The sequence below is a fragment of the Calothrix sp. CCY 0018 genome (assembly GCF_963920925.1).
In the GTDB taxonomy this organism is placed as follows: domain Bacteria; phylum Cyanobacteriota; class Cyanobacteriia; order Cyanobacteriales; family Nostocaceae; genus Rivularia.
The window spans coordinates 125,077-146,632 of the sequence record NZ_CAWUDI010000010.1; the positions used below are offsets into that span (position 1 = coordinate 125,077).

20 protein-coding genes are annotated in these 21,556 nt (G+C 36.4%); 4 read left to right on the forward strand and 16 right to left on the reverse strand.

The window, feature by feature from the left end; genetic code table 11:
* Positions 1-161: 161 nt before the first annotated feature.
* The 3 genes from ACM03V_RS09870 to hpf all read right to left on the reverse strand — a co-directional run bounded on the left by ACM03V_RS09870 (position 162) and on the right by hpf (position 1,785).
* Positions 162-392, reverse strand: coding sequence for a hypothetical protein (locus ACM03V_RS09870; RefSeq protein ID WP_414620591.1), 231 nt, complete (start codon positions 390-392; stop codon positions 162-164).
* Between the two features lie 35 nt (positions 393-427).
* Positions 428-661 (reverse strand): hypothetical protein, encoded by a 234-nt coding sequence (locus tag ACM03V_RS09875; RefSeq protein ID WP_414620592.1) that lies wholly within the window; start codon positions 659-661, stop codon positions 428-430.
* Positions 662-1,128: 467 nt separating this feature from the next.
* Positions 1,129-1,785 (reverse strand): ribosome hibernation-promoting factor, HPF/YfiA family, encoded by a 657-nt coding sequence (gene hpf, locus ACM03V_RS09880; protein WP_414620593.1) that lies wholly within the window; start codon positions 1,783-1,785, stop codon positions 1,129-1,131.
* Between the two features lie 498 nt (positions 1,786-2,283).
* Between hpf and lipB the strand changes: the two genes are divergently transcribed.
* The 3 genes from lipB (at position 2,284) to ACM03V_RS09895 (ending at position 3,886) form a co-directional block, all read left to right on the forward strand.
* Positions 2,284-2,955 carry a lipoyl(octanoyl) transferase LipB gene (lipB, locus tag ACM03V_RS09885; protein ID WP_414620594.1) on the forward strand — a complete coding sequence of 224 codons (672 nt, stop codon included), beginning with the start codon at positions 2,284-2,286 and terminating at the stop codon, positions 2,953-2,955.
* 259 nt (positions 2,956-3,214) lie between these two features.
* Complete coding sequence (locus ACM03V_RS09890; protein ID WP_414620595.1) at positions 3,215-3,451, forward strand: hypothetical protein; 237 nt, start codon at positions 3,215-3,217, stop codon at positions 3,449-3,451.
* Positions 3,452-3,514: 63 nt separating this feature from the next.
* Positions 3,515-3,886, forward strand: a complete 372-nt coding sequence (locus tag ACM03V_RS09895; RefSeq protein WP_414620596.1) for a GFA family protein — start codon at positions 3,515-3,517, stop codon at positions 3,884-3,886.
* A 186-nt stretch (positions 3,887-4,072) separates the two neighbouring features.
* Here ACM03V_RS09895 and ACM03V_RS09900 read toward each other — a convergent pair whose 3' ends face one another.
* The 3 genes from ACM03V_RS09900 to ACM03V_RS09910 form a co-directional block, all read right to left on the reverse strand.
* On the reverse strand, positions 4,073-4,717 hold the full coding sequence (locus ACM03V_RS09900; protein WP_414620597.1) for a DUF3386 domain-containing protein: 645 nt from the start codon (positions 4,715-4,717) through the stop codon (positions 4,073-4,075).
* A gap of 113 nt (positions 4,718-4,830) precedes the next feature.
* Positions 4,831-5,142 carry a hypothetical protein gene (locus ACM03V_RS09905; protein ID WP_414620598.1) on the reverse strand — a complete coding sequence of 104 codons (312 nt, stop codon included), beginning with the start codon at positions 5,140-5,142 and terminating at the stop codon, positions 4,831-4,833.
* A 190-nt stretch (positions 5,143-5,332) separates the two neighbouring features.
* Positions 5,333-6,133 carry an S-adenosyl-l-methionine hydroxide adenosyltransferase family protein gene (locus ACM03V_RS09910; protein WP_414620599.1) on the reverse strand — a complete coding sequence of 267 codons (801 nt, stop codon included), beginning with the start codon at positions 6,131-6,133 and terminating at the stop codon, positions 5,333-5,335.
* Between the two features lie 657 nt (positions 6,134-6,790).
* Here ACM03V_RS09910 and ACM03V_RS09915 point away from each other — a divergent pair.
* Positions 6,791-7,870, forward strand: coding sequence for a glycosyltransferase family 4 protein (locus ACM03V_RS09915; protein WP_414620600.1), 1,080 nt, complete (start codon positions 6,791-6,793; stop codon positions 7,868-7,870).
* A 329-nt stretch (positions 7,871-8,199) separates the two neighbouring features.
* Here ACM03V_RS09915 and ACM03V_RS09920 read toward each other — a convergent pair whose 3' ends face one another.
* The 10 genes from ACM03V_RS09920 to ACM03V_RS09965 form a co-directional block, all read right to left on the reverse strand.
* Positions 8,200-8,901, reverse strand: a complete 702-nt coding sequence (locus tag ACM03V_RS09920) for a DapH/DapD/GlmU-related protein (RefSeq protein WP_414620601.1) — start codon at positions 8,899-8,901, stop codon at positions 8,200-8,202.
* 439 nt (positions 8,902-9,340) lie between these two features.
* On the reverse strand, positions 9,341-10,768 hold the full coding sequence (locus ACM03V_RS09925) for a sugar transferase (RefSeq protein ID WP_414620642.1): 1,428 nt from the start codon (positions 10,766-10,768) through the stop codon (positions 9,341-9,343).
* Positions 10,769-11,086: 318 nt separating this feature from the next.
* Positions 11,087-11,896, reverse strand: coding sequence for a WecB/TagA/CpsF family glycosyltransferase (locus ACM03V_RS09930; RefSeq protein WP_414620602.1), 810 nt, complete (start codon positions 11,894-11,896; stop codon positions 11,087-11,089).
* Positions 11,897-11,936: 40 nt separating this feature from the next.
* Positions 11,937-14,099 carry a hypothetical protein gene (locus tag ACM03V_RS09935; protein ID WP_414620603.1) on the reverse strand — a complete coding sequence of 721 codons (2,163 nt, stop codon included), beginning with the start codon at positions 14,097-14,099 and terminating at the stop codon, positions 11,937-11,939.
* Positions 14,100-14,193: 94 nt separating this feature from the next.
* Entirely contained in the window at positions 14,194-15,243 is a 1,050-nt protein-coding gene (locus ACM03V_RS09940; protein ID WP_414620604.1) for a glycosyltransferase family 2 protein, read from the reverse strand.
* A 181-nt stretch (positions 15,244-15,424) separates the two neighbouring features.
* Entirely contained in the window at positions 15,425-16,399 is a 975-nt protein-coding gene (locus tag ACM03V_RS09945) for a glycosyltransferase family 2 protein (protein WP_414620605.1), read from the reverse strand.
* A gap of 161 nt (positions 16,400-16,560) precedes the next feature.
* Complete coding sequence (locus tag ACM03V_RS09950) at positions 16,561-17,577, reverse strand: beta-1,6-N-acetylglucosaminyltransferase (RefSeq protein ID WP_414620606.1); 1,017 nt, start codon at positions 17,575-17,577, stop codon at positions 16,561-16,563.
* A gap of 102 nt (positions 17,578-17,679) precedes the next feature.
* Positions 17,680-18,621: a glycosyltransferase family 2 protein gene (locus ACM03V_RS09955; protein WP_414620607.1), complete on the reverse strand. Its 942-nt coding sequence runs from the start codon at positions 18,619-18,621 to the stop codon at positions 17,680-17,682.
* 38 nt (positions 18,622-18,659) lie between these two features.
* Complete coding sequence (locus ACM03V_RS09960) at positions 18,660-19,958, reverse strand: lipopolysaccharide biosynthesis protein (RefSeq protein WP_414620608.1); 1,299 nt, start codon at positions 19,956-19,958, stop codon at positions 18,660-18,662.
* A 322-nt stretch (positions 19,959-20,280) separates the two neighbouring features.
* Positions 20,281-21,555: an O-antigen ligase family protein gene (locus ACM03V_RS09965; protein ID WP_414620609.1), complete on the reverse strand. Its 1,275-nt coding sequence runs from the start codon at positions 21,553-21,555 to the stop codon at positions 20,281-20,283.
* Position 21,556: the final 1 nt, after the last annotated feature.

Consider the following 21,556-nt stretch of genomic DNA (forward strand, 5'->3'; position numbering starts at 1 on the left):
AATCATGTAGAGACGGCGTGTACAGTGCAACGTCTTCTTATATTTTGGTTGTATTGAAGAATTATTTGAAATGAAGTAACAATGTAATAATCTCGGATGGTGCGTTAAACGTATCAAGGTTATTGGTTAAAGCTAAATATCCCTAGTGCGTCTAACACATCCTACAAGTTTAAAGATGTTTTTGTATTCGTTGGTAGTTGCTTTTGCTGCGGTTTAATTAAGTTAATTAAAGTAGCAATTAAAGGTATGAGAAAAGCCAAAACGAGAACAACTGCTGCTACTTGAAATATTAGAGGTCGTTTTCTTCCTTTTGTGGGAAAACCACAGCTAAGACAAATTTCTTCTTCACTACTGTTGAGAACACCACAAACTTTACAAGGTTCAAGGGACATTTTTTTTGACCAATATTTTGCTCATCAAATTAATGTTATATCCAAAAACGAAGCCACTGCCAAAACTTATCGCCAAAAGCCACAGATAATAAACCACATACCACTGCCGATACAATTATTATCCCTATTAAACCAGCAAATGTTTGAGCATCAACAGCAAATCCTAAAGCAATCGCAGCGAAGATACCAAATATAAAACCACAGCCAAAACGAGCAGTAAATTGAGCGCGATGATGATTTTTTTGGTTTGACTGATTATTTTTACGCATTAATTTTGTATATTTGGGAAAGTTCTCTTATTTTTATAGTTCCCAAATTTACTTAGATAAAAACAAAATTAGTCTAATTATTCAGAATAATTTTTAAATATCTAACTTTTAACTAATATGAACTTTAATAAACCAGCGCTGACGGTACATAATATAAGCAATCGCTAACCATAAGAGTATGGTAACAAAAAGTCTATTATAGATTTGAAAATATTTAACTAATTTGATCTCTGTTCCTATGTGGGGCTGCGATGTACGCGCATAACGTTTCGATCTCCCTAAATCCCCCGCTAAATTGAGGGACTTTAACTCCGATTCCCCCCTTTGAAAAGGGGGGCTAGGGGGGATCGAAACGTTATGAAATAAACTCGGAAGACTTGTGCTGCGTACAACGTAGCTATTTGGGGCTTACTCACCTTCTATAGCAAAGGGGCTGGGGTTAGATGTATATTCATCCAACTGCCGATTTAATGATTGGAGTTTACTTTGGAAGGCATAGTAAAACTGCCGTGAGCTTTACCGTTACCATTTCCATTACCGTTAGAATGACTGTTATTGCGAGGTTGAATTACACCATAACCACCGTGGTTGCGTTCGTAAATCACATTTATCTCGTTTGTCTCGCTGTTATGGAACATATAAAAATCATGTCCCACCATTCGCAAATGTTCCAAAGCTTCTGAAAGACTCATCGGTGGCATGGCAAAATACTTAGTACGAACTACTTCTTCAGGTAATTCGGGAGTGCGATCGCCAATTAAATCCGTGACTACTTCTGGAATTACTTCTTCGATATTATTGTTGCTATGGGCGTGTATTTTCTGATCTCGCCGTCGCTCCTTGTATTTTCGCAGTTGACGGGCGATTTTATTTGCGACTAAATCAATGCTGGCATATAAATTTTCACTGCTTTCCTCGGCACGGATGACGTTACCATTCGCGTAAATTGTTACTTCCGCTGTCTGGTTAGGATTAATTCGGGGATTTTTAGCTATGCTCAAATGTACATCAACTTCGTTAGTAAGATGCTGAAAATGACTCGCAGCTTTTTCGATCTTTTGATGCACGTATTCCCGAATTGCATCCGTGATTTCAATATTTTTGCCGTGGATAACAAGCTTCATGAAAACTCTCCCGCTGAAATATTTTATTTGGTATCAAGAAAGGTTGAACGAATTAGGGTTAGTTAAAGGTAACTACCGTTTTTGTTAAGCTATGAAACGCTTAAGTGAGTAAACCATTTTTGCTTAATGCAAGATTTTCTCGTATTTAAGTTAGACTCCGGTTTAATTATCTCTTTTTTTCTACTTCAGTTGTTTATATCCTTTATAACTGGGGATCGCTAAGTGTCAGAACAAATCTTTTCAAAAACGCTATCCCTCAAAACAAGCGTATAAACCATACGCTGCCTACATTTAGACTTTTATTGAGCGTAATGGCTTGTAGAGAACTCCTCCAAGATTGAGCTATATATTCAAATTAACACTTGATTTTTTACAAAACAGCTTTATGTGACTTTCCTTTAAAATCCTTTGCATTGCTTGACATTTATTGACTTAAACGAGGTAACTGGAAACACACTAGGTACCTCACCCATCTTGCCTTTTAGCAGTTTTTATAGTATGTCTCACACTCCGAACCGATGTTTACTATATAACCAAATAGTGATGCCATATCTAGATGCGTGGAGGTGGCAAAAAGAACTTCAAGTGACTCGCGTAAAAAGTCCGAATTTGGATGACGTGCTGATACTGCTTGAGCATCCCCCCGTATACACTCTAGGAAAAGCAGCAAGCACTGAATTCATCAAATTTGATATTGACACAAATACTTATGAGGTGCATCGAATCGAACGAGGTGGAGAAGTAACATACCATTGTCCCGGACAATTGGTAGGGTATCCAATTTTAAATTTACAGCGTCACCGCCAAGATTTGCACTGGTACCTACGTCAATTAGAAGAAGTATTAATTCGCGTATTAGCGGTTTACAAATTGCAAGGAGAACGCATACCATCACTTACTGGTGTTTGGTTAGAAGGGCGAAAAGTAGCGGCAATTGGTATAAAAGTTAGTCGTTGGATTACCATGCACGGATTTTCATTAAACGTGTGTCCCGACATGAAAGGATTTGAGCGTATTGTGCCTTGCGGTATCTCTGATAAACAAGTAGCTAGTTTGACCGAATGGATTCCCGGTATTACTTGCGCGGAAGTACGGCTTGATCTTGCACGCTGCTTTGCCGAAGTCTTTCACCTAGAATTAATTGAGCAATCCTTACCTAATATCGATTAACGTTGAGGGTAAGGGGTTGAGTAGGATAGGATAAACACTCACCTAAAATACTTTATAGAAAATTATTTATGAAATAAGGAGGCAAATAGTTGTTAAGAATTATTAATATTTATAAATATACGGTAAATAAACGTAAACTTTTTTAATTCGGAATAAGGAATGCAGGTTATTTTCCAGATTTACAGGGGATATAGCCTTTATTATCAAAATTAATCTTTAATTGATCCAATTCAAATAAAAACGTATTTATTATTAATTTGTGAAAAGCGATATTTCGCCTAAGTCAATCGAAATCGGTACGGTACCGAAAAAAACTGAAGTACACGCTCCACCCGTAGAGGAATTTAACGAGCGTGACTGGAAAATCTTGGTGGAATTATTTGACAGAAAAGACAGCGACGAAATAGAAGAAGATATTAAGACAAAATTAAGTTGGTTAGCACCAGAACCCTTATGGGAAGATGAAACCTTAGATTTTTTGCAGGAATTTTTGTAAATAATTGCAAAAAGAGTTAGGAGTTAAGAGTTATAAATTCAATATTGATAATTGATAACTGTTATGAATACTTACGAAGGTGGATGCCATTGTGGTGCGGTGCGTTTTCGGGTTGTAGTCGATAATCGCAAAGCTGATGACTGCAATTGCTCAATTTGTGCTAAAAAAGGTTTCTTGCATTTAATAGTGCCGCAAGACAAGTTTACTTTGGTGAAGGGTGAAGATAATTTAACGACTTACACTTTCAATACTGGTGTAGCCAAGCATAAATTTTGTAAAAACTGCGGAATTCATTCTTTTTATATTCCTCGCAGCCATCCCGATTGTGTTGACGTAAATCTACGTTGCCTCGATGGCGATGTCATATCGCAATTTGAAATCGTGCCTTTTGACGGTAAAAACTGGGAAGATAATGTTCATAAATTAAGGGAGTAGGGAGTAGTTATAGGATTTTAAATTGTGGATTTTGGATTTTAACAACGGATGCTTTTGTTTTGGATTTAAAGAGTGAGGAGTTAGGAGTGAGGAGTTAGGAGTTAGGAGTTGGGAGTTAATATGTTTAAACTTCCCCTTGTCTCCTTGTCTCCCCATCTCCCCCTCTCCCCCCTCTACCCCCTCTCCTTATCCCAACATCTGAATATTGGAGAAGATAAATTGCATTGTCATGGGCTTTTCTTCGACTTCGGTGGTAATTATCCGTTCGTTAAGGATGGAATAATCACCAACTTTTTCGTAGTTGTCTTCAAATTCGCTTTTTCCACCTTTTTGTTCGCCTGTTTTCGGATCGTGATATACCGAATCATAGCGGTGAGCAAGGTAGCCTGCGCCGGTATCGTGAGTGCTGAAAGTGTTGATGGTGACTACTACACCGTGAATGTGACGGTGAACTAGAACTACTTCGCGATCGCGAATCTTGTATTTGTCTCCGGAAGACTTACCACCAACTAAAACTTCTACAGCACCGGATTCGTCTGTTTCTCCGCAGCTAAAACTATTGTCTTTGTGTGAGTCTTCAAATTCACGTCTAATGCGGTGAATTGCTATTTCCCACAACTGATTATTAATTGCTTCTTTAGCTTGCGTGTCTTCTATATCAAAAACTTCAGCTTTTAAATCGGAGTTAACGCGGACTTTTCCCTTAAATTCTTTACCATCATATTTATAAGTTACATCTGCGGTGTAACCGGGGAAATTCTTGTCCCAGGTGTAACGATTGTCGTAAGCTTCCCGTAAAAGTTGGCGGGCAGAAGTTTGAGCTACTGTCATATTTATAAATCTATCTCCTATCATCTTTAGTTATGTTAGCTCGAATCCGGGGAAGCCCTACGTCAATCTGCCCAAGTAAGCCCGTGTGGCAAATTGAACGAGATCGTAATGAACTACCCCGCCCATGTTTTCAACATGGACGAGGTTTCTGACACTTCACCTTCGACAGTTGCCGCCAACCCACCACAGTGAGTAGCAGTTGCAAGAAAACGCGGATTTTCTCGGATTGTACCGTCACTTGCAGCCACCGCAGTTAAGCATCCAAAATCCAAACCAATTGCACCGATTCCAGTATTTCTTTGAGGGGTGCATTGTAGGGAAATAGATGCGTACCATTTCCCATGACGATAAACAATTGTGCAAGTGGTAGGAACTCCCCAAGTTCTTGCTTTACCACGGATTTGAATTTTACCCAAATTAGACAATTCTAAATGTCCATTCTCACCGTTACTAAGAACTTTCCACCCAGATGTACATGGATAAAGCTATAACGGAAAGTGTAGTATTCCAGATATTCTAGATCCCCCCAACCCCCCTTTTTAAGGGGGCGCTATTAAGTCCTATAAATGTCGCATCTCTTTTTACTGAAGAACCATAATAAATTATTGTTAGTTATCAACTAAGTCGCACTTGAGAACCATTATCTACAGCTAATTCTAATTGTGCATTACCGCTATTTACGGCAATTTCTACCCATCCGTGACTACCAATAAGTGCAATTAATTCTCCAATTTTCACATCTGAATAAGTTTCCCGCGCTTTTATTTTCCTTCCTCTTATCTCTATATTCCAATTATTCCCTTTGACATAACTCTGAGGAATATTTGTCACTAAATTTCCAAAATGGTCAATATATTGAATGCAGCCCATAACACTATCATCCTTCTGAGTGCATTCTGGTAAATCTAACTTTACTAAACTTTCAAGATTTATCTCTCGTCCTAATTCTTGCAAAGATATGCCATTAGCTAGATGCGCTCCCACAGGTGCAAAAATATCTCTACCGTGGAAGGTAGTACTAGCCTCAAATGTCAGCCAATATTCGGGATTCGTTAATTCCACTGCTGAAATAACAGAATTTTTATTTTGATTCAAAACTCCACCGAGCAAACCATTATCTGGAGCAATTAAAAAGCCTTGCGCTAATTCTACAGCAACCGCTCTACGCTTTCCTCCTACTCCAGGATCTACCACCGCAACGTGTACGGTACCCGCAGGAAAATATGGATAAGCATTCATTAAACAAAACCGGGCTGCGGCAATATTTTGTGGTGGGATTTGATGCGTTATGTCAACCACCCTCAACATCGGATTTATTTGCGCGATCGCACCTTTCATTACCCCAACGTACTCGTCGCTAATTCCAAAGTCGGTAAGTAATGTTATCAACGGTTGTTTAGTTGATTTATCGGACATTATTTGCAACTTTTAGTTTATTTAACAAAATAATTATGTAATAACCATTACTAAAATTGTGCTATCTTACACTATGTAATATAAGCAATTCAAACGATAATATTAGCCGTTTTTTTTAGATACATAGTCTCAAAATTGATAACTATTATACATTTAAAAAACAAACAATATTAAATTTTCCTTAAGTTATACAAAGTGCGGTAACAACTACTGTAATTGTAGTATTGATAACTATTTAGATAAAATGTTCTAAAAATTAGATTTAAGATCAAATTTGGAAACCCTTGTATCAGCCCTGGAGAAAGCATTGTGGATAATAATGTGATTAAACTAGCAAAACTTTTTCCAGAATTTCGCGTATAATCAAGGTGAATTGTATGGGGAAACACGTTAGAGGGATCATCAAACCTAGACGAAAAGCCAACTTAATTTCAGGTATTTGAGGGTATGTCCGTCAATGCTATGTTTGATTAATTAAATTTATCGTCTAACAGTACTATGTTCAACAACTGAGATTAAATTGCTAGATATGCACTCTTGAAACCGTTTATCAAAGTTCTGTACCTCTGAAGGTAAATGTATATTCCTATCTAAAGATAGTTGAGTATATCTGGCCCGCTTCGTTACAGTTGATTACAAAAATTTTAGGAGATTTATATGCGAATAGCTCAAGTTGCTCCACTGTGGGAGAGAGTTCCTCCCCCCGGCTATGGCGGTGTTGAGTTGGTCGTAGGCTTGTTGACTGATGAATTAGTCCGGCGAGGACATGAAGTGACTTTGTTCGCTTCGGGAGATTCACTAACTTTAGCAAAGTTAGAGTCTGTTTATCCCCGCGCTTTTCGTTTGGAACCCTCTATAACAGAGTATTCTGCTTATGAAGCTTTACAGTTAAGTCGAGTCTATAAGCAAGCTAGAAACTTTGATATCATTCATTCTCACGTTGGTTATACTTCTCTTTTTCACGCTGGTTTTGTTGAAACTCCAACGATTCATACCCTACACGGTGCTTTTAATTCAGACACCAAGCAGATATATACCGAAGCACGCGAGCAGCACTATGTAAGCATTTCAGATGCCCAACGCGAGCCAATAAAGGAGTTAAATTATGCTGCAACAGTGTATAACGGTATCGATACTGAAAGCCATCGTTTTTACGCTGAATCGCAGTCTTCCCCCTATTTGGCATTTTTGGGAAGAATTTCTCCGGAAAAAGGTACTCACATCGCTATCGAAATTGCTCAAAAATCCGGCGTACCTTTGAAGATGGCTGGTAAAGTCGATAGAGTTGATGTGGATTATTTTGACAGCAAAATTAAGCCTCATATTGACGGCAAGCATATAGAATATTTGGGCGAAGCTAATCACTTCGAGAAAAACGAACTTTTGGGTGGTGCGATCGCCATGTTATTCCCTATAACTTGGAGAGAGCCTTTTGGATTGGTAATGACGGAATCGATGGCAGCGGGAACTCCGGTACTTGCGAAGCCATTGGGTTCAGTTCCAGAAGTAATTGCAGATGGAAAGACAGGCTTCTTATGCGACAGCGTTGATGATTTTGTTAAAGCTGTTCAACGTTTGGGAGAAATAGATAGAAGAGTGTGTCGCGCTCATGTCGAGCAGAATTTCAGCATCAAAAGCATGGTAGATGGTTATTTGGATGTTTACCGCAAAGCAATGGGTAATAAATTTGAAAAGAACGGTTATTCCCGTTTTTTGTCAAACCTACTTATGAGATAAATCTGTAGTGGATGAATTCAATATTTATTTAATTAACTTGAATTAAACTTGAATTAAACAGTTCAATTCATCCACTTTTTATCTAGAAGTGCATCTACCTCAAATTATTTTACTTTTGCTAAAATTCAGGTAATTACGGGTTATTCCAACTTAAGATTTACGATTATTTTGCTTGTTCCTTCTTGAAAAAATAGGTCGGGGCAATTTCATTTTTTGAATTATCTTCTGCTTGCTTCAAACTGGCAATTTTAAGTTGATAGATTATTTTATTAAAGTAGAAGTTATGAATCTAAAATTCTATGTCAAACAAAAGCCAATGACAGGATTTTCTATGATGCTTGTGACGAAAAGTTCGCTGTTTCTCTACCAAGACGATTTTTGATGATTCTTGCAGGCGTACCTACCGCAATAGAAAAAGGAGGAATGTTCTTATTAACAACGGAACCCGCACCAATAATACTTCCTTTTCCAATAATCACTCCATCTAATACCGTGACGTTGTGTCCTAACCAACAGTCATCTTCAATTACAATTCCCTCCCGAGTTATACCTTGTTCTTCAATAGGTATAGTGGGATCTGCAAAAATATGATTATTGGCAAATATTCCACAATGCGGTGCAATTAAACAGTTTTTACCAATTTTTATATCTCCCGTACCGCTAATAGTGACATAGGGACCTATATATGCATTTTCATCAATAATAATATGTGTATCGTTGAGCGAGCGAATATCTACACCACGTTCTAATCTAGCTCTATCTTTTATATGTACCTTATTATTCGGATGTCCTAAAGCATTGATTTGCACTCCTTTCAAAAGACTTACGCTATCGCCAATTTCAATGGAAGAAGTTCCAATTAGCTCTACAAAATGTTGAATATTAACAGATTTACCGAGTCGATTTAAAAGACTTCTATAAACCAAATTCCTTAACTTTTTACCCAAAAAAACATTCGGGATACCACCGAAAATAGTGGTGAGCAATCTTTCTTTCAAAGAGATTCTATTGAAGCTATTATTCTTTATCATCCTGATGACCCTTATAACTCATGTAAATTATCATCTCGACCTGTCAAAAAATAGAATCAAATAATTAACAAATAATTGACTATTAATTTTTTAACTACAAGTAAATAGATATAAATCGAAACTACTCATCATTCTGTATGTTATCTAATTAATTTATTTTATATTTACACGTACAGGAAAATAAAATATAAAAAAATATATAAAATTTATAACTATTTATCAATAGATTTTAAAATGGCTATTTTTATACTACCAAAAAATAATTAATGCAAAAATATGTTTTACGACTATCTGAAATAGGTCTAACAGGTTGTTAACCAGCTAATATTTTATATTAGAATAAGATATTAAATCATGCAAGCTATATTCAAGGCTTTTTTGCCTTTATTTGGGGAAGAGATTCAATTTTTATTTCTCTCCCCTAGTAAAACAATACCTATCAATAAGCGCCAGTTTTCTGCAAAACAACTCGTATAGTTTGCAGTAAAATTCTCATATCCAAAAGGATAGACCAGTTTTCAATGTAATTAATATCTAATTTGACTGCATCTTCAAATTTTTCGATGTTCGAGCGACCTGAAACTTGCCACAAACCTGTAATGCCTGGTAAAACTTCTTGTCGGATAAAGTGCGGCGGTTGAAATTTTTCAACATCTCTTAGAGGAAGAGGGCGAGGGCCAACTAAACTCATATCACCTAATAACACATTGAATAATTGCGGTAATTCATCCAAGCTGTAAAGACGTAAAAACTTACCAACTTTTGTGATCCGAGGATCATCTTTCATTTTGAACAGAACCCCATCTTTTATTTCATTTTCCGCTTCTAAATTTGCCTGTAATTTCTCCGCATTCGTTACCATAGTGCGGAATTTCCAAATTTTAAATTTTTTACAGTGTAAACCAATTCGCTCTTGTCTAAAAAATATTGGGCCGGGAGAATCTAGTTTAACTAGTAAAGCAATTAACAGATATAAAGGCGAAAACAGTATTAATAAAACAATGGAACAACAAAGGTCAAAACACCGTTTAATCCAAAAGTCGCTACCTGCAATAATTGGTGCTGGAATTGTTAGACAAGGAATATTACCAATTTTCCAAAGTGTAGATTTAGGATGATAAATGCGATCGGTTGTTGGCAATATGCGTAAAGTAATACCAGCAGTTTGGAAATGCCAGCAAATATACAGTCTATTTTTGATTGCGTTCCAAGAGACAAATGTCTCAACGATACCCTGTCGCTTAAGAAATTCAAAAGTTGCTTCTCGATTCTCTCTATCTAGACTTTCTGAGTCAACAACGCCTTCAAGGGTATAACAATTTTCCTTCTGAATGAACCTTACATAATCGTCTCGATCCTCTGGATCGGTAATTACAAAAATCGGATAGCGAATTGCCCCTTTTTTACGCAATAGTTTAGTTGAGAAATCAAATATCAAGCGTCCCGTGCAGGTAAAAGTTACCGATAGTAGCCAAGATATTAAAAAGCTAGATCGGGAAACGTAACCATCTGGTTCGTACAAAAAAGCAATTAATAGTAAGAAAATTTCTGAAAGGGTAACGGCTTTGATTAAAGCAGTATAATTACGACGATAAATACCGGGGGAATATAAACTCTTGGTCGCAATCATGCCAATGCTAACGATCAGAATTAGGAGGATAAATGAAGGCTTTTTCGTCCAAGGTGATTCTAAAAACGTACCGAAATTGATTGCTAAAGTCCATGCTAAGCTCAGAGCAATCATATCTAATGAAACAAGGGTTATAACTCGCAGGAATCTAACTGCAATTCCTTTTTTTAAGTTTGCACCTTTTGCTGACCTTAAGTCAGGTCGAAGATTTACTACTGGTAGAGAACGATAAGCCATAGTTAGTATTACACCTGTATTAAGACTACTTGCCCGGTTGTTATAAATTGCTAATTTTCGCGATATAAAACCTTGCTTCATTCACTTGAAACAAGATTTGTATATAGCTATTTGAGAAATATCATTAGGTTATTATTAAAATCAAATATTAAAAATAAATATTTAATTAAGCTTTAATAAATAACCATATTGTATCAATATAGTACAATTATTTATTTTACTTAAAAAGTAAAATAAAATGTTTTTTAAGGTTGATAGCTTTAATATCAAATGAACTAAGAGCAATCGAGTTAATTTGATAAAAATATGCAATCTATCTTAATATATTGAGGATGCTTTACCGCCCTTTTTGAAAATTTTTACGAAACGTTCTTTGAGAAGACGGTAGAAAAATAGCGGATTACCCACAACATAACGCTGCCACAATCGTTTAGGTTCGGTAAACATTCGCGATAACCATTCAAGCCCGCGATTCGTCATCCAACGAGGGCCACGATATACTGCACCCGTATAAAAGTCTAAGCAGGCACCCAAAGGTAAAAAAACTTTTGCATTGATTCGGTCGAAATTATCAATAATCCAGCGTTCTTGCAACGGCATTCCGAAGCCAACGTATAATACATCCGGCTTAAATTGATTAATTTCATTCACAACATATTCATTTTCTATGCCAGATTTATGAAAGTAACCGTGATGTCCTTTTACTTTTAAATTGGGCGCAATGATTTGCAATTTATTTATTGCTTGATCGACAACACCAGGCTTACCTGCAAGCAAATACAGCGAAATATTCTCTCGTTCGCAAGCAGAAGCCAAGTTTTCTATGTAATCGGGACAAGTCATGCGATGTTCCGAATTTACACCGCAGCCGCACATTTTTGCACCTAATAATACGCCAAATCCATCGCAAAAGACTAAATCCGACCTGTTAATAAAATCTTTGTACCAAGGCATTTCGCAGGCAAAATTCATTGCCCGAACGTTAACATTTCCTACCACTGTTTTTTTGTCAATACTTGCCGAGCTAACGATGAAATTAATTAATTCTTGGACGCTGACTTTATGAAACTTTGTGCCAAGCAATTCTACTTCATCAAATTGGTTGATGCAGATGTTATTTGTAGACATTATTTTTGATTAAAATTATCTCAAGTAGTTAATTATTCAGTTATTTACCGTAGTAAATTCCTCTCCCATTGGTGCCAATAAAAACCAAACCAAACTCTGTGGAACTAGCTTCCATCACGTTTGGATCGTTACCGATAGGTTTGTTTTTATCGCCTATTCTTTGCCAATTTTGTCCATTATTTAAAGAACGAAATATACCTTTACCTTGGTTAGCAATTTCTCCATATAGATATAGTGCGTTACCTTTATTTCCGGTTTTAGGCTTGCCTAATGCAATCAAATATGCTCTATTTACTTCTCTAATTTGCCTAAAATTATTTCCTCCGTCGGTTGAGTGGAAAAGTCCTCGATCGTCGAGACTCAGCCATAATTCACCTTTAACTCCTGAAACAGTTTTTAAAGAGTGCCAATCTGCATGGGGTAGCGATTCAGAAACGACTTCAAAAGATTTACCACCGTTACTGCTGCGATAGACTTTTTCGTCGGCATAATAGTAAAACGTATTGCCATCAACTTTGTCTGCTACTAAAGGTTGCGTCCAATTCCAAGTACCCTCGAAGCCATTTGGCAGACCAGAAACCGCCAGCCAAGAAGCACCACCATCCGTTGTTCGCAGAGGTTGAGTACCGCTGAGGGTAACAACGAATAAATTGGGATCGGTTGCAGACATGGCTACTCGCGTCGCCATTTGATTTTTGGGAAAACTCGAAAACTTATTCCAAGTTTTTCCACCATCGCTAGAAGTTGCGCCGCTATAAATATTGTTATGACGACTTCCTCCCACTCTTACCATGTTTAAAGGGTTTTTTTGACTGTAAGCAATGCTATAAGTATCTTGAAAATCATGAGGTTTGCTACTCAACATTTTCGACGGATAAGCATTTAGTCCTCGGTCATGGTAGAATCCCTCAACATCTACCAAACCGCTGATTAATGCTCCGGAGGGTGTTGAAACCAAGGTAAAGGTGACAATTTCTTCATGTCCACGCTGGTAGTTTGTCCACGCAACCGGATTGCGATTAATATTGTCAGTTCGCCATATTCCGTACCAATCTGTTAGCCAAACCCTACTTGTATTCCAGGGGTCAAATTCGATACTGGCTACCGAAGGTTTTGACTTCATATAGTCAGACCACCACGAAACTGTATTATTGGCTTGCCGTTTCTGCTGAGTCCATTTACTTCCACCGTTCAAAGAACGAAATATCTGTGTATATGAGTCACTATAAGTAGCAACCATAACATCATCCCTGTTTTTAGGATTAACGCTAACAGCGTTGAAAGCTAGTTTGTTTTCCTGGGGAGTAATATCTTTCCAACTACCTTTGACAAACTTGCTAACACCTTGGGCATGAGTTACATATAAAGTATTCTCATTTCCTATGGCGATACGGTTGACTTCGGCGGGACTTTGTGGAATTTCAACCCAAGTTTTACCCGTATCAATCGATTTGTAGATTCCATTTTTATGAGCTAGTGCATATATAGTTCCTTTTGTGTATCTATCAAAAGTTATAGCGTTTATGCCAATATCGTCATTGAGTCTGGGAAACGATTTGACTTTAGTCCAACTCTGACCAGCATTATCTGACTTCCACAGCCCATCTTGACGGGAACCAAAAAATAGATTTTTAGAGTTGAAAGGATTAACCGCTAATCTTTCACCAGTCCATCTTTGTGATTCATTGCCACCCATTTTCAAGTCCAGATTCAGCTTAGTCCAAGTTCTGCCCCTATCTAAAGATTTAAGAATTGTACCTTGAGGCTGCCACCAATCAGCAGTATATTTGCCTACAGCAATGTATACAATATTAGTGTCTTTCGGGTCAAGTGCTAAAGCTTCTCCTCCAAAGTAATTGCTATTAGCCTTCGTAAATTGTTCGTTAAGCGGTATCCAAGTTGAATCAGCGGGATTCCACCGATAAAAACCACCAATATCGGTCTTTATATATACTAAATTACGCTCTTTTGGGTGAAGGTAAACTCCAGTTACATAACCTCCTCCACCGATAGCAACATTCGCAGTACCTAAAGCAGGATACTGTTGAGAACCAGCTTTCGCTACAGTAATTCGTTGGAATATATTGCCAACAAATCGATCGGAATCAAAGGAAAATTGAACTAATAATGTAGCTAGAAGAGCGATAAACGCAATGGTAAATATTTTACCCTGACGACGATTAAGTAGATTGAAGAAACGCATTTTTAAAATCAATAAATATATGTATTACAGCGATTCTATATATTTGGCAATGATTTCAGGTAAAAACTTGTAGCAATCTTACATATATAGTTGTTTATGATGCTTCTCTCAACTTATCTTTATTAATAGTTTTCTGTTGTAAGTTGCCAATTATCTTCAAAGCGAACAATTTGATTTTCTCGTATAAAGGCTTCGGTACAACACAAAGTAAAAGAGCAGCAGCAATAGTTTCAAAGGTACGTTGAAAATCTTCTATAATAATGGGCCAATAATTAACAATCGAACAGCAGATCAATTTTAAAGCTACAGTGCCCTTATTAACAGTAATTGCTCTCCTTGCTACATACCTCTGATGATAAGCCCTCGCAGGTTTTAACCAACGTGCCATTTGCTCTGGAGCATAAGTATAAGTTTTTTCAAATAAATCTTCTCTTGTATCGAGCATCATTTTGAGGTTAGTTGATAAACCTTGAGAATGGACTCGGTAAAGAGTTAATGGTTGAGCAATTCCTGCAAATTTCCAGTCGGTTTTAATCGCTATTCTTACCCAACATTCAATATCTTCAGATAGCGCAAAAGTATCGTCAAAATAATAATCTTCGACATAACCGTAAATATTATCTTGAAACTTGATATCTTCAAAAACAGCTTTTTTGAACACCGCAGCAGAACCATTTCCAATTGGGCTACGACAAAGAATATCGAGAGGAGTAATATCTTGAAGTTTAGTAATTTGATAAATACCTAGAGGTTTATCTGTTTCATCGATAAAAGCAGAACGACTAAAACTTACTCCTACATCTGGATGACTTTCCAAATGAGCAATATGCTTTGTTAACTTTTCTGGCAACCAAATATCATCAGCATCTAAAAATGCGATATACTCACCGCTAGCATGACGGATGCCTGTATTTCTCGAACCAGGTAAGCCTCGATTTTTTTGATGCAAAATCTTAATTCTGGAGTCAGTAAACTGCTCGCAAACTTTAACGCTATTATCGGGAGATTCATCATCAACAATAATAATTTCTAGATTGTCATATGTTTGACTTAAAACAGATTTAATGGTTCTTCCAATATATTTTTCCGCATTGTACAGGGGAATAATCACAGATACTTTTTTGCTGATTGTTTGCTGATTCATAATTGTTTGGTAGATGTAACTGCACAAAAAAAACTTCTAGCAAGTCAAATACTAGCAGAATTTTGGTTGCGTAAATATTTTATTTGCATCGATATCAACTAAAATAACTAATGAAATGCATAAATAAAAATGCATTTTTTTTATTTTAGGAAAGTTAAATCCTGTCTGACTAAGCTTTAACTCAATTAGTTTGTAACCTGGGGTCGGCAACATTACGAATAGTGGGACTTTGGTTTAAAATGCTAGAAGCAATTTTTGGAGTAAGTATTTGTAATATCAGCAGCTTCACTAATAATAACTGACCCTCTTTGCTTAATAATATTTTCGGAGAAAAACGAATAGCTTTCCATAATTTTTGAGTAGCTTGTTTAACAACTTTCTCATCAGTGGCTCGACTTAAGTAAAGTCGTGTCATAAATAAATAAATATAAGCAAAACCTCGATTATTCAAGTATTGTAATTCTAACGGTGCCGATTCAAACGCTCTTTCTAAAACCAAAGTTTGATATTTTTCCATCACATCAAGCTTGCTTGACATAGCCCCCGAAGATAATCGATAAATAATTTGAGGTTTAGGAACAACTACAAAATCCCATTTCGGTGCTAATCGCAACCAATAATCCCAGTCTTCACAAGATTTCAAACTCTCATCAAAATAGCCTACTGATTCAATCGCTTGTTTACGAATAAGTACGTTTGAGCCACTGGCGATAAAATTACCGACTAATAAATTGGGGTAAACATTACCTTGAAAACTTTCAGATACACCGGGATGAAATGAATTTCCATTATTTCCCATACAAATCGTCCAGCTGTAAGCAACTCCTGCTTGAGGATTTTTTTGTAAAGCTTGAAGTTGCAGTTCTAATTTATCGGATGTCCATAAATCATCAGCGTCGATAAAAGATAAAAATTCTCCTGTAGCACGAACGATACCGCGATTGCGGGCTGCTGGTAAACCCCCATTTGGGTAAGAATAAATTTTTAATCTTTTGTCTTGTACGGTTTCTAATAACTCTAATGTTCTATCGGTAGAACCATCATTAATAACTATTAACTCAAAATCCGAAAAACTTTGCTGTAACACTGAAGTAATGGTTTCGGAAATTGTATTTTGAGAATTATAGGCTGGTACAATAACTGATATTTTTGGCATTATAATTTACCTACTTATTGATTTTTGGTTGTAGTAAAAAACTAAATTGCGAGTGAATTGTTTATTTTTAGATAAACGCTTCACTCGCAATCGCTCGAATTATTTGTTTCTATTTAGAAGGATGAAACTTGAAGTAAACTCGGAGAAACTTTCACCTAATTTTATAATTTGATAGATTCCATATAACTTTGTTGGTTAGCGAGACATTGATTAGAAGGAATATCTATCTTTATATCTATGTCTCTATTTGTTAATATTCTACGATCAAGTTGATCTAAAACTGTACTATCTACATTCATATCAAACTTGCGAGCAAAATGAAAATTATCCTGAGTTAAAGCCAGAAAATCTTTACTAGTTAGTATGCGTGGATGTCCGTGACGACTATCAGCAAAGTCAGTATAACGAAAATTAGTATTACATAAGTTGAATTTTTTACTATTCACCAGCACTGTTTGTATTAAAGATTCTTCAGGAATGAAAGTCTTTTTGTAATAATCTAATACTTGGGTATTTTCGCTAACAAAGTTATATAGATATGTCGCACAGTTTCGAGATAGTGTAGTAAAAAAAGATCCTCCATAACAACTGAAATGTTTATTAAATAAACGATTAAAGTTTTTCATTCCAACTATCAATCCATAAGAATAATCTAATCGAACAAAAGGTTGGCAATTGTTAACTATATGTTTAATCGGTCTTAACATATACTTTTGCCGAGGCGATAAGTATTCTTTAAAATGTTTATAGCTGTATAAATATCTAGTATTTACTACTTTTCTACTCCAGGGACTCTGCTTTGAATATACATCATAATACTCTACAAAACCGTCATAATCTGTACTAGATAAAAATTTTTCAACTTTGTCAAGAGGTTGGGTAGGGTAATCTTGACCTGTCAGATTAATTAGCCAGTCAAAATGAATATTTTGATTAAATAACCAACCAATAGCATCAAAAAAACCTTGAATGATGCCGAAGCTACCCATCATTACCCCATTATTAGGAATTACTTCAACATTCTCAAGCTTTTGGAATAAGCTGATATTCAAATTACAACTATTAAAGTTATGACTTACAACTATAAATGAATTAGAACTTGTATTCTTAATTAATTTAACAAGTCTGTATATTTGCTCTGGATTCTTATAAGTCTGAATCAAATAACATATTGTCATATTATTTTGTTTTCTCCAAGATGCTTCCTGTCAAAAAGAATACTTCATAAATCCTGTAAATTAGCAAACATCTGTTAAATACATAAAATTTTTATCTAATCTTTACACAACTTGAGAAAATTTACGTAAGTTTACATAATTCAAAATCTGAGCGCCGTAAACTGCTAGGATTGTCACCAACGTTGTCCCTGGCTCTCTTATTACCAGTCGCCAATCTGAATTTAATGCCCGATTTAAAAAATCAACTCCAACTTTTGGCGAAAGACGCAGGCGGAAAGCTCTACGTGCTAAGTAGCGTAGATGATTGCTTCTAGCTCTACAATAATGTTGATCGACTAATTCGGGTGCATTTGCTCTAGCTTTATCCATCAAAGTTTCCCAGCCCTCTTCCATTTTGTACAGTTGTGATGATAGACCTCCTTGTGTTGTTCTATACCCAATAAGTACTTGTTCGATTCCTTCAATTTTCCAATGGCTACAGACAACCCGAAACAGAAAATCCATATCTTCTGAATAGCTCATGGTGCAATCGAAGCAGCCGATATCCTCAAAAACTTGCCGACGAACCACGATATTTGATACTGTCATGGTGGGATTTTCGTACAAAAAATGCTGGGGTTGTAGTTTGGTTAAACGCCCTCTAGCGATTTTTCCGGTATGACTTCCATCAGGATTTAAAAATTCTACTTTTGCATAGCTAACGCCTAAATCGGGATTTTTTTCCAAATGCTCCAAATGGAATTTTAAGTTTTTAGGGAACCATTTATCATCTGCATCAATAAAAGCAATGTATTTGGATTGAGAAAGATTAATTCCTTGATTACGAGTTGCCGATACTCCTTGATTACATTGAACTAAAACTTTTACTCTTTCGTCTATTTTGTTGTATTTATCGGCAATTGCAGCAGTATCATCTGTAGAACCATCATCAATAATTATGAGTTCAAAATTAGTAAAAGTTTGACTTAAAACCGATTCAATTGTCTGTGATAGATATGCAGCAGCGTTGTAAGCTGGCATAACTACTGTAAATGCAGCACTCATGATTTTTAATTAAGAATATTGTTGGCAATTGGGAAAATTTAACGTTTAGAAGACTTGATTTTGGGTTTCGATTGCTTAAATGCTACCGAATCTTTGGCGAATACAAATTTTGTTGCCCAAACGGTAAACATTGGCATTGCTAAAGCGTGAGAAATTAATACGGATACTGCGACTCCATAAATTCCCCAATTCATACCAATTAATAATGAGGTAACAAAGATTGCGGTAAATAGTACGCTCCAGCGCAAATTAATCCAAGCTTTATCTAACGATTGCAGTAATAAAGCCGCTGCTGTACCGAATGGACGGGGTATGGCAGAAAGACAAATTATTACCAAGATGGGCACTGCCATTCTCCACTTTTCACCAAAAATAATCGGTACGTAAAACGGAGCTAAACTTGACTGAAGAATAACTAAAGGAATTATCACCAAGCCGATTGTTTTCAGACTGTGAAAATATTTTTGCTTAAATTCACCGAAGTTATGTCTCGCCGCACAAAGATGTGGATAAAGTGGCCAAACCATGATATTTGTGACGTTTAAACTGATACCTAAACCAGCATTAAAAGCAAAAAAATAAATTCCTAAAGCTTCAACCCCTAAAACTCTTCCTACTAATAAATAGTCAATATTTGCTCTAAGTTTCTCTAACAATTCATAACCAAGTACGTCTTTACCAAAATCAACTATTTCTTTCCATCTTTTCAGACTAAAAGACATTTTTGGTCGCCAAGATACGTTGATATGAGTAACTACTATCCATACTGGAGTTGTAAAAAGTCCGGGCAATACTAAAGCCCACATACCCATTCCTGCAAGCGCAAATGCTGGAATCAGAATGTTATTCAGCATTGATTGAATTGCCGTACTGATTGCCGTAATTTTTAGTCTATTAGCTCTATCTATTAATGCATTATGAACGGCGAAAAACGGCAACATTAAGTAGACTAAACTGTATACGCAAAGTGGTAATATTAGTTTTTCTTCGTTATAAAACCATGCAATAGGAAAAGCCGCAATGCATTGAATTAGAAATAGTGAAATGCATAAAATCCAATTTAACCAGTAGGCTGTATTGCAAAAGACTTCTACATCTTCCTCATCAGCTTGTACAATTTTGCCGCCAATTCCGGCTCTGAGGGTAAAAACCGTCGTAAATTCATTTATAGTTAGAACAACTGCTGCTAATCCGTAATCTTGGGGACTCAGAGCGCGGGCTAGTACTACTGTTGCTCCCAAACGGAATACACGATTTACTAATTCGGCAGCCCCAAGCCAACCAATATTGCGGATGAATTGGTTTGATAACTGTTGCTTAATTTTTTCAATTATCATCTATTTAATATTGGTAGAACGAAATGATAGCATTAGTTTTTATTTCTTTATAGGACTTAATAGAGCCCCCCTTTTTAAGGGGGGTTGGGGGGATCGGAAATGTTTGAAACACTCTATTTTCGTTATTGCTGCGTAAGTCCTACTTTAATGAAATGATTTTTAATTATTAGGTATCACCCATAATTTTCAAAAATGACCTAATAAAAAATATAGCGGTTTTCGCTTGAGTCAAATACATTTGAAACCTCACCCTCGTTCCCTCTCTTTGTTAAGGAGAGGGATGTCCGTCAGCACAGGGTGAGGTTAAACATAGAAAGTAATACTAAGCTAAAATAGGGTTTTTAAACTTTTGCTTAATTTTTGAATCTTTAAAAGCGATTCCCATAATTATTAAACCAGGCCAAATAATATAGCCTAAAATATCTATTTGTTCTCCAAGAGAAAATACGAGTAATACTAGCAAAATGCTCAAAGATGTTTCGGCAAGTTTACTATGACGAGCTTTAATTAATAATTCAATCAAACTCCATAATACAGGAACTAATAAAGCCATGAAGCCTACTAATCCCTTGGTATACAACAGCCCAACCCAAGTATGGTGAGAACCAATGGGTAAATTTGCTAAAACTGGCGGTCCTGGTTTTTGTGTTCCGTGACCCCAAATAGGAGCTTCTTTCCAAGCTTCCATTCCCACTCTTTGTAAAGCAGCACGAACCCTTGAAGAATCTGCTCTGGAACTGTAGAATGTATCAACAAATTCTGTAGCAGCATTTGACAGTTGAGTACTAAAAATTCCGGCAATAAAACTAACTATTCCGGCTGTTATTTGTACTTTAGGGCGAGCAAAGTTTTTTAAGCCCCAAATAATAATTAATACTAGTGGTAGACAAACAAGAGCGGCTCGTGAAAGAGATACAATATTCATCGCGATCGCGCCAACTATACCAATGTATCTCCACTTTTTATTCGACTCTTGCAGCACCATAAAAAAGTACACATTGCTAACTAAACCTAAAGCAGGACACCAAGGAGTAAATAAAAATAAACGGACGTTATCAACGCCATAGTCTGACGTGTAAAATCCGACGTTATGAAAAATTGGTCCGTTTTGAATCAATCTTTCGATGGGAGAAGTATAAAGAATCTCTGGTAAATTTGCTGCGTAGGCTGCATAAGCAATCGGAATTGCGATTAAACTTTGCAAGCATAATATACATATCGCTCGGTAAATCAATTTTGGTCTGATATTTAAACAGCCGCCGAGCAGAAACAAAGGTATGATTGCCGTACTCGTTAACCAGCCTAAAATAGCTCTTAAAATAGCAGTTCTTCCTAAATTAAAATCTGTTATACCGGCGTAAGTTGCTAATAAAGTAATTAGCGAATAGACTCCCCACAGCCATGTTATCCACGGAATGCGAATCTTTTCTTCAGGTGGAGTTTTTTCAGTTTGCAGCAAAACTTTAAAAACTAAATACCCACCTAATACCCATGCTAATCCTGAATAAACGGGAAACAGCAGACCTAATGCGTAGATACCATAGGTGCCGATTATTACGTACCAAATTATACTTTCTTCCAAGTTTTGGGGTTTCACG